The organism is Mycobacterium sp. 852002-30065_SCH5024008 (assembly GCF_001665645.1).
GTDB classification, from domain to species: domain Bacteria; phylum Actinomycetota; class Actinomycetes; order Mycobacteriales; family Mycobacteriaceae; genus Mycobacterium; species Mycobacterium paraffinicum.
In genome coordinates this window covers 1-6,945 of record NZ_LZSZ01000165.1, presented here as the reverse complement: position 1 = coordinate 6,945, position 6,945 = coordinate 1, and the positions used below count along the sequence as shown (strand labels likewise).

12 protein-coding genes are annotated in these 6,945 nt (G+C 67.2%); all 12 read right to left on the bottom strand.

The genetic code is table 11. The features are described 5' to 3' along the window. Window positions 1-573 (bottom strand): 30S ribosomal protein S5 (rpsE, locus tag A5781_RS19935; RefSeq protein WP_067210493.1); only part of this gene is annotated, 573 nt, incomplete at its 3' end. A gap of 38 nt (window positions 574-611) precedes the next feature. Continuing rightward, complete coding sequence (gene rplR / locus A5781_RS19930; RefSeq protein ID WP_082939445.1) at window positions 612-980, bottom strand: 50S ribosomal protein L18; 369 nt, start codon at window positions 978-980, stop codon at window positions 612-614. 41 nt (window positions 981-1,021) lie between these two features. Continuing rightward, a complete protein-coding gene (gene rplF / locus A5781_RS19925; RefSeq protein WP_067210484.1) occupies window positions 1,022-1,561 on the bottom strand; it encodes a 50S ribosomal protein L6 in 540 nt (179 codons plus the stop codon). A gap of 21 nt (window positions 1,562-1,582) precedes the next feature. Next, window positions 1,583-1,981: a 30S ribosomal protein S8 gene (rpsH, locus tag A5781_RS19920; protein WP_067210479.1), complete on the bottom strand. Its 399-nt coding sequence runs from the start codon at window positions 1,979-1,981 to the stop codon at window positions 1,583-1,585. 171 nt (window positions 1,982-2,152) lie between these two features. After that, window positions 2,153-2,338, bottom strand: coding sequence for a type Z 30S ribosomal protein S14 (locus tag A5781_RS19915; protein ID WP_007167851.1), 186 nt, complete (start codon window positions 2,336-2,338; stop codon window positions 2,153-2,155). Window positions 2,339-2,342: 4 nt separating this feature from the next. Next, window positions 2,343-2,906 carry a 50S ribosomal protein L5 gene (gene rplE / locus A5781_RS19910; protein WP_067210475.1) on the bottom strand — a complete coding sequence of 188 codons (564 nt, stop codon included), beginning with the start codon at window positions 2,904-2,906 and terminating at the stop codon, window positions 2,343-2,345. After that, window positions 2,906-3,223: a 50S ribosomal protein L24 gene (gene rplX, locus A5781_RS19905; protein WP_066945894.1), complete on the bottom strand. Its 318-nt coding sequence runs from the start codon at window positions 3,221-3,223 to the stop codon at window positions 2,906-2,908. Before rplX ends, rplE begins: the two co-directional genes overlap by 1 nt. Beyond that, complete coding sequence (gene rplN, locus A5781_RS19900) at window positions 3,224-3,592, bottom strand: 50S ribosomal protein L14 (protein WP_003403649.1); 369 nt, start codon at window positions 3,590-3,592, stop codon at window positions 3,224-3,226. A gap of 200 nt (window positions 3,593-3,792) precedes the next feature. After that, entirely contained in the window at window positions 3,793-4,272 is a 480-nt protein-coding gene (locus tag A5781_RS19895) for a DinB family protein (RefSeq protein ID WP_231987277.1), read from the bottom strand. A 158-nt stretch (window positions 4,273-4,430) separates the two neighbouring features. Then, on the bottom strand, window positions 4,431-4,721 hold the full coding sequence (locus A5781_RS19890; protein WP_066945900.1) for a hypothetical protein: 291 nt from the start codon (window positions 4,719-4,721) through the stop codon (window positions 4,431-4,433). A gap of 126 nt (window positions 4,722-4,847) precedes the next feature. After that, the gene (locus A5781_RS19885; RefSeq protein WP_082939444.1) at window positions 4,848-5,726 is read right to left on the bottom strand and encodes a DUF4436 domain-containing protein; all 879 of its coding nucleotides are present in this window, start codon (window positions 5,724-5,726) and stop codon (window positions 4,848-4,850) included. Between the two features lie 216 nt (window positions 5,727-5,942). Further along, a complete protein-coding gene (locus A5781_RS19880; RefSeq protein ID WP_067210468.1) occupies window positions 5,943-6,857 on the bottom strand; it encodes a formylglycine-generating enzyme family protein in 915 nt (304 codons plus the stop codon). Between the last annotated feature and the right edge of the window lie 88 nt (window positions 6,858-6,945).

Sequence of the window (6,945 nt, the reverse complement as noted above, 5' to 3'; positions counted from 1 at the left end):
CCCGCGGCGGGCCGCCACCTCCTCGGGACGCTGCAGCAGCTTGAGCGCGGTGACGGTGGCATGCACCACGTTGATCGCGTTGTCGCTGCCCAACGACTTGGCCAGGATGTCGCGCACACCAGCGCATTCCAGCACCGCACGCGCCGCGCCGCCGGCGATCACACCGGTACCCGGGCTGGCCGGGCGCAGCAGCACCACGCCGGCGGCGGCTTCACCCTGCACCGGGTGCGTGATGGTGCCACCGATCAGCGGCACGCGGAAGAAGCCCTTGCGTGCCTCCTCGACGCCCTTGGCGATGGCGGCCGGAACTTCCTTGGCCTTGCCGTAGCCGACGCCGACCATCCCGTTGCCGTCTCCCACGATGACCAATGCGGTGAAGCTGAAGCGCCTACCGCCCTTGACCACCTTGGAGACACGGTTGATGGCGACGACCCGCTCCAGGTAGTTGCTCTTGTCGCCGTCGCGGTCGCGGCCACCACGCCCGCCGCCATCGCGCCGGCCGCGGCTGTCGCGGTCACCGCGCGAGTCACGGCTGTCTGGGGCGCCCTGCCCGCCGGCCGACTGTTCCGCCATTATGCGGTCCTTCCAGTCTTATTCGAGGTCTCGATCATCTAGAAACTCAATCCGTTCTCGCGGGCGGCATCGGCCAGCGCCGCAATCCGTCCGGCGTAGGTGTACCCGCCGCGGTCGAAGACCACGGTGTCGATGCCGGCGGCCTTGGCGCGCTCGGCGATCAATTGGCCCACCCGCACGCTGCGGGCCTTCTTGTCGCCCTGCAGGCCCCGCACGTCGTCCTCGATGGACGACGCGGCGGCCACCGTGGTGCCGTTCTCGTCGTTGACCAGCTGCACGTGAATGTGCCGCGAGGACCGGTTGATGACGAGCCGCGGACGCTCCGGAGTGCCGGCGATCTTCTTGCGAAGCCGGGCGTGCCTACGCAGCCGCGAGACCCGACGAGTCGCGGATACGCTCTGCCCCACCGGCTTTCGCGCGGCGGTGTCAGCTTGTTTTTGCGCCATGACTACTTACCTGTCTTTCCGACCTTGCGGCGGATCTGCTCACCCTCGTAGCGCACGCCCTTGCCCTTGTACGGGTCGGGACGGCGCAGGCGGCGGATGTTCGCCGAGATCTGGCCGACCTTTTGCTTGTCTATGCCGGTGATCGAGAACTTCGTCGGAGACTGGACCGCGAACGTGATGCCCTCGGGCGCCTCGATGACCACAGGATGGCTGTACCCCAGCGCGAACTCGAGGTTGGCGCCCTTGAGCTGCACGCGGTAACCGACTCCGAAGATCTCCATCTTGGTGGTGTAACCCTCGGTCACGCCGGTGACCAGGTTGGACACCAGGGTGCGCGACAGCCCGTGCAGCGAGCGGTTGCGCCGCTCGTCGTTGGGGCGGGTGATCACAATGGCGCCGTCGTCGTTGCGGGCCACCGTAATCGGTTCGGCGACCGTCAAATTCAGGCTGCCCTTGGGCCCCTTCACCGAGACGTTCTGGCCCTCGATCGTTACGTCGACTCCGCTGGGAATCGGAACCGGCTGCTTACCAATGCGCGACATAATCTATTGCTGCCTCTCCCGCTACCACACGTACGCGAGGACTTCGCCGCCCACGCCCTGTCTGGCTGCCTGACGATCGGTCAGCAGGCCCGAGGAGGTCGAGATGATCGCCACACCCAGGCCGCCGAGCACGCGCGGCAGGTTGGTGGATTTCGCGTACACCCGCAGACCGGGCTTGGACACTCGCCGCAGTCCGGCGATGCTGCGCTCCCGGGTGGGTCCGTACTTGAGCTGGACGATCAGCGACTTGCCCACCCGAGCGTCTTCGGTCCGGTAATCGCTGATGTAACCCTCGCTCTTGAGGATCTGGGCGATGTTGGCCTTGATCTTGGAGTGCGGCAACGTCACCTCGTCGTGATACGCCGAATTGGCGTTGCGCAGACGTGTCAAGAAGTCTGCGATCGGATCCGTCATCGTCATCGAGCGCCACTCCTCTTCATCGCTGCGGCCCCCTCGCCGCTGCGCTGCTGGGGGTGCCCCCACTGCATCGTTGTTGTCGCAGTCATGACAGTGTCTGTCACCTTCCTCGCGGTGGTTCCCGGTCCGGGCCTGTCGCGTGCCTGTTCTGGGTTGGTCTTGGGGTCCTGGCTCTTACCAGCTGCTTTTTTGCACGCCGGGCAGCTCGCCCGCGTGCGCCATCTCGCGCAGGCAGATCCTGCACAGGCCGAATTTGCGGAAGACCGCGCGCGGGCGGCCGCACCTGTTGCAGCGCGTGTAGCCGCGCACCGCGAACTTCGGCTTGCGTGCGGCCTTGTTGACCAGTGCCTTCTTCGCCATCTGCTCAGTTCTCCTTGAAGGGAAAGCCGAGGGCCCGCAACAGCGCTCGTCCTTCGTCGTCGGTCGTCGCCGAGGTGACGACGTTGATGTCCATGCCGCGAGCCCGGTCGATCTTGTCCACGTCGATCTCGTGGAACACCGACTGCTCGGCCAGCCCGAACGTGTAGTTGCCCACACCGTCGAACTGCTTGGGCGAAAGCCCGCGGAAGTCACGGATACGGGGCAACGCGATCGAGGTGAGACGGTCGAGGAACTCCCACATCCGGTCTCCGCGCAGGGTGACGCGGGCGCCGATCGGCATGCCCTCGCGCAGCTTGAACTGTGCGATGGACTTGCGCGCCCTGCGGATCTCGGGCTTCTGCCCGGTGATCAGCGCAAGGTCGTTGACCGCGCCGTTGATCAGCTTCGCGTCCCGCGCCGCATCGCCGACGCCCATGTTGACAACGACTTTCGTCACGGTCGGGATCTGCATGACGTTCCCGTAGCCGAACTGCTGCTGCAACGAATCGCGAATCTCGCTGCGGTAGCGCTCTTTCAGGCGGGGCTGAACTTTCTCTGCGGTGGTCATCAGATGTCCTTGCCGTTGCGCTTGGAGATACGAACCCGCTTGCCGGTCTCCTCGTCGACCCGGTAGCCGACGCGGGTGGGCTTACCGTCGGAGTCGACCACCATCACGTTGGAGGCATCGATCGGCGCCTCCTGGGTGACGATTCCACCCGACTGGGCTCCGCGCTGGTTGCTCGAAACCGCGGTGTGCTTCTTGATCGAGTTGACGCCCTGGACCAGGACCCGGTTGCGCTCCGGGTAAACCTTGAGCACCTTGCCTTTGGCGCCCTTGTCCTTGCCGGCGATGACCAGGACGGTGTCGTCCTTCTTGATTTTCATCTACAACACCTCCGGGGCCAGCGAAATGATCTTCATGAACCGCTTCTCACGCAGCTCGCGGCCGACGGGGCCGAAGATGCGCGTGCCGCGCGGGTCGTTGTCGGGCTTGATGATCACCGCGGCGTTCTCGTCGAACTTGATGTAGCTGCCGTCCGGGCGGCGGCGCTCCTTGACGGTGCGCACCACGACGGCCTTGACCACATCCCCGCGCTTGACGTTGCCGCCGGGAATGGCGTCCTTGACCGTGGCGACGATGACGTCCCCGATGCCGGCGTAGCGTCGCGACGAACCGCCGAGCACCCGGATGCACAAGATCTCCTTGGCGCCGGTGTTGTCGGCGACCTTCAGCCGCGATTCCTGCTGAATCACTCGATCTCCTGACCTGGTTGCGTGTGCACGGCAGGAGGCAAGCCACAGCCCACCGAATAACCTGACATGCGCGGTCTTTGTCACCGAAGGGCACGCGGGGCCGATTCGCACCGGCCGAGGTCTGCCCAAGGCAACCCCTAGAGTCTAGGTGACGACCAGCTCAGAGCCAAATTCGCGGCCGAGGCGGCTTTAGGGCGGGCTCAAGGAGCCGTTCCCCCGATTCTCCGGATATCGCCGAGGTGGTGCACGCCTTCGTGCATCGCCTGGCGCACGAACCAGCGGGCGGTGCGCTGTTCGCCCGGCAACCGGGTCGCGGTGCGGTCCCAGTCCTGGTCTTTGACGCGCGCGACCTCGTCGCGGAAGCCCGCCACCGCGGCCGCGAGCTCGTCGAGCGTGGCGTCGATGTCGCAATCGTTGTACCGGAAGCGGCGGGCCCGCAGATCGTTGAACATCGGCTCGCACGCGGGCTCGTGCTCGGTGCGGACGCGGTGCAGCCGGATGGTGAAGGAGACGTAGACGTCCCGCAGATGGCAAAGGTATTCGGCGACCGACCACACTTCGGGACTGGGCCGTGACCGCCGCGCCCCGGGCGGGATCGCGGAGATCGCCTCCCGAACCGCGTCAGGCAGGCCGGCGATGACACCGGCCGCCTCGTCGGGCCGAGTGTCCGAGTAACTCATTCCACAATCAGCGCAGGCGTGATCTTCGGCCGCCAGTGGGGGCAGGGACGCGGGCATCTCCAAATCCTCCACCTAAAGCAGTGGCGGCCCGTTCGCGACTACGGACACATCTAGAGAATCCGGGGCACGCGCCGGGCTGCGAAGACATCCCTCGCGGCTCAGCCGTCGATGTGCATCGGCGGGTCGGCGAAGGCGGGGTCCGAGGGGTGCTGGTCGGGCCCCATCGACTCGCAGTGCCCGTCGGGCACCAGGTAGGAACTGGCGCCGTTGGGAATCAAGCGGGGAACTGCCACGCAACGTTGCCAGGTGCCGTCGGGCTGGACCGGTCCGTCGCACTTACTGAGGACGTTTCCTCCGTACTGGCAGCCGGCGCTGGCCGGCGGCGCCGAGGCGATCAGCTCCGCGGCCAGGAGCAGGCTGGCGAATCCTCCGACGATGCCACGCTTCATGCTTGCCTCCCGTCACATCGCCGCTGGGGCGTTGCCGAGTGCTTGGGGTGACACATAGCGTCGACGGCCCAGCCAGCAAGTAATGACGCTACCGCTTCGGTGACCGGTTTTCGCCCCCTTCAAGGGCTAGTCCCCTTGCCGGACCCAGGCAAAGATGTACAAGCTCATCGCCGTGACGAGCGCGATCAGCACCCATTGGACGATGGCCTGGTCGATCCACGAACCGGGCGGTGGTGCGCCGGGAAGGATGTTGCGCAGCGGGACGATGGCGAACAGGTTCGCGGCGTACCAGGTGGCGAACGGCGGCAGAAACTTCCTTCTGCCCAGCGCCATCGGAATGGCGACCAGCAGCGCCAGGGTGGGCAGGCTGATGAGGACCAGGCAGATGCCCAGGTCGAAGATCAGCGGGCCCTTGGCCCTCTTCAGGGTGATGACCACGTTCCCGTTGTCGGTGCCGCGCTGCGTCGGGAGCGCTCCGGGGTCGTGGACGCGGTTGACGGTGATGTCCCACCCGTCCAACTCCCCGGTCACCTCGACCCGGGCGGGCACCTTCTTCAGGTTGTCGCCCGAACCGACGAAGGCGTCGGCGGAGATCGGCTCGGTCCGGTAGGAGTCGAACGGCCAGTTGCCCGGATCACCGTGCGCCACGACCGTGGTACTGAGTTGCGCCGGCGCCTTGCCCCTCGGGTAGTGCAGGTCGCCCAGGTCGCTCGTCGGGTACAGGCGCACGGCGACGTCGGTGCCCAACACGTCGAACCGGTTGTCGTAGGCCGAAATCCCCGGATAGACAAGCACATTCACCGCGAGGCGCTTGGCGACCGGCTTCAATTCCTCGACCTGCAGCTGCACAATGGTCGCGTCGCCCCCGCCCTGGCCCAGGTCCAGCGGAGGCAGCGGCCCCTCGGACCTCTCTAGCCAGTGGACGCCGAACAGGGACAGCATGTAGGCCGTGACGACCACCGCCAGGACGGCCACCCCGATCACGATGCGCGGCCGCTTCGCCATGTGTTTGCGGGCCGGCGGTGCGGACGGTGCCGGCGCGTCCGATGGGGGCGGCGGTGCCGGTGCCGCGGGAGCCTCGGCGGTCATTGGTAAGCCACTGATGATTCAAGGCTCGTCGAGGGCCACACGTGGTCAGATGCTAGCGACCTCGCGCGCACCCTGCGCGCCGATGCAGGCCACGTCACTCGCCGTCCATCCGGCGGTAACCCGCTCGTCGTTTCAGCTGTGGGCGGCGCCGCCGGGAGTGGCCCGAGTTTGCTGTGTGACACAGCGGAACCCGATGTGGGTGGTCGCGGTGTCCTGCGACTGCGGTGACCGCGCGGCCGGACGATAGCGGTGGCAGTATTCCGGCGCGCACAGGTGCGAACCGCCCTTCAGCGTCTGGCTGACGGCCGGATCCGCCGGCCCTGTCGGGGCGCAACACGCTTTCGGTGGCTCGTCGAGGCGGTGGTGCGCGGAGAACCGTGTAGCGGTCCACTCCCAGACGTTGCCGATCATGTCGAGCAGGCCGAACCCGTTGGGCGGGAACGTCCCCACGGGCGATGTGCCCACCCAGCCCAGGGCGCCATCGTTGCGGTATGGGAAGCGGCCCTGCCAGGTGTTGGCCATCAGCCGACCGTCGGGGTTCGGTTCGTCCCCCCACGCATACGTGCCCGTGCCCCCGCCGCGGGCCGCATACTCCCACTCGCCCTCGGTCGGCAGCCGCCGGCCGGCCCACCGCGCGTACGCGGCGGCGTCCGGGTAGGCCACCTGCACCACCGGGTGCTCGGCCCGGTCGGTGAGATCACTGTCCGGCCCGAACGGATGGCGCCAGCTGGCGCCCGGTACCCAGTCCCACCATTGCCGCCAGTCGCGCAGGTCGACCGGGCCGGGAGTGGGACGAAAGACCATGGCGCCCGGACGCAGATCGGCCCGGTCCGCCCCCGGGTACAGCGCCGGGTCGATGGGCCGCTCGGCAACCGTCACATAGCCTGTGGCGGAGACGAATTCGGCGAACTGCGCGTTGGTCACCGGGTGCCGCTCCACCGCGAATGCGGGCAGGGTGACGGTGTGGATCGGCGCCTCCTCGGGATAGAAGCTGGTGCACCCCATGCGGAACGATCCGCCCGGTAGGTCGACCAGCTCGGTGAGCACCAGTTCAGCGTACGAGCGGCTCAGTCGGATTGCCGATACCACGTGAGCATGTACAACCCCATCGCCCCGACAAGCGCGAGCAGCACCC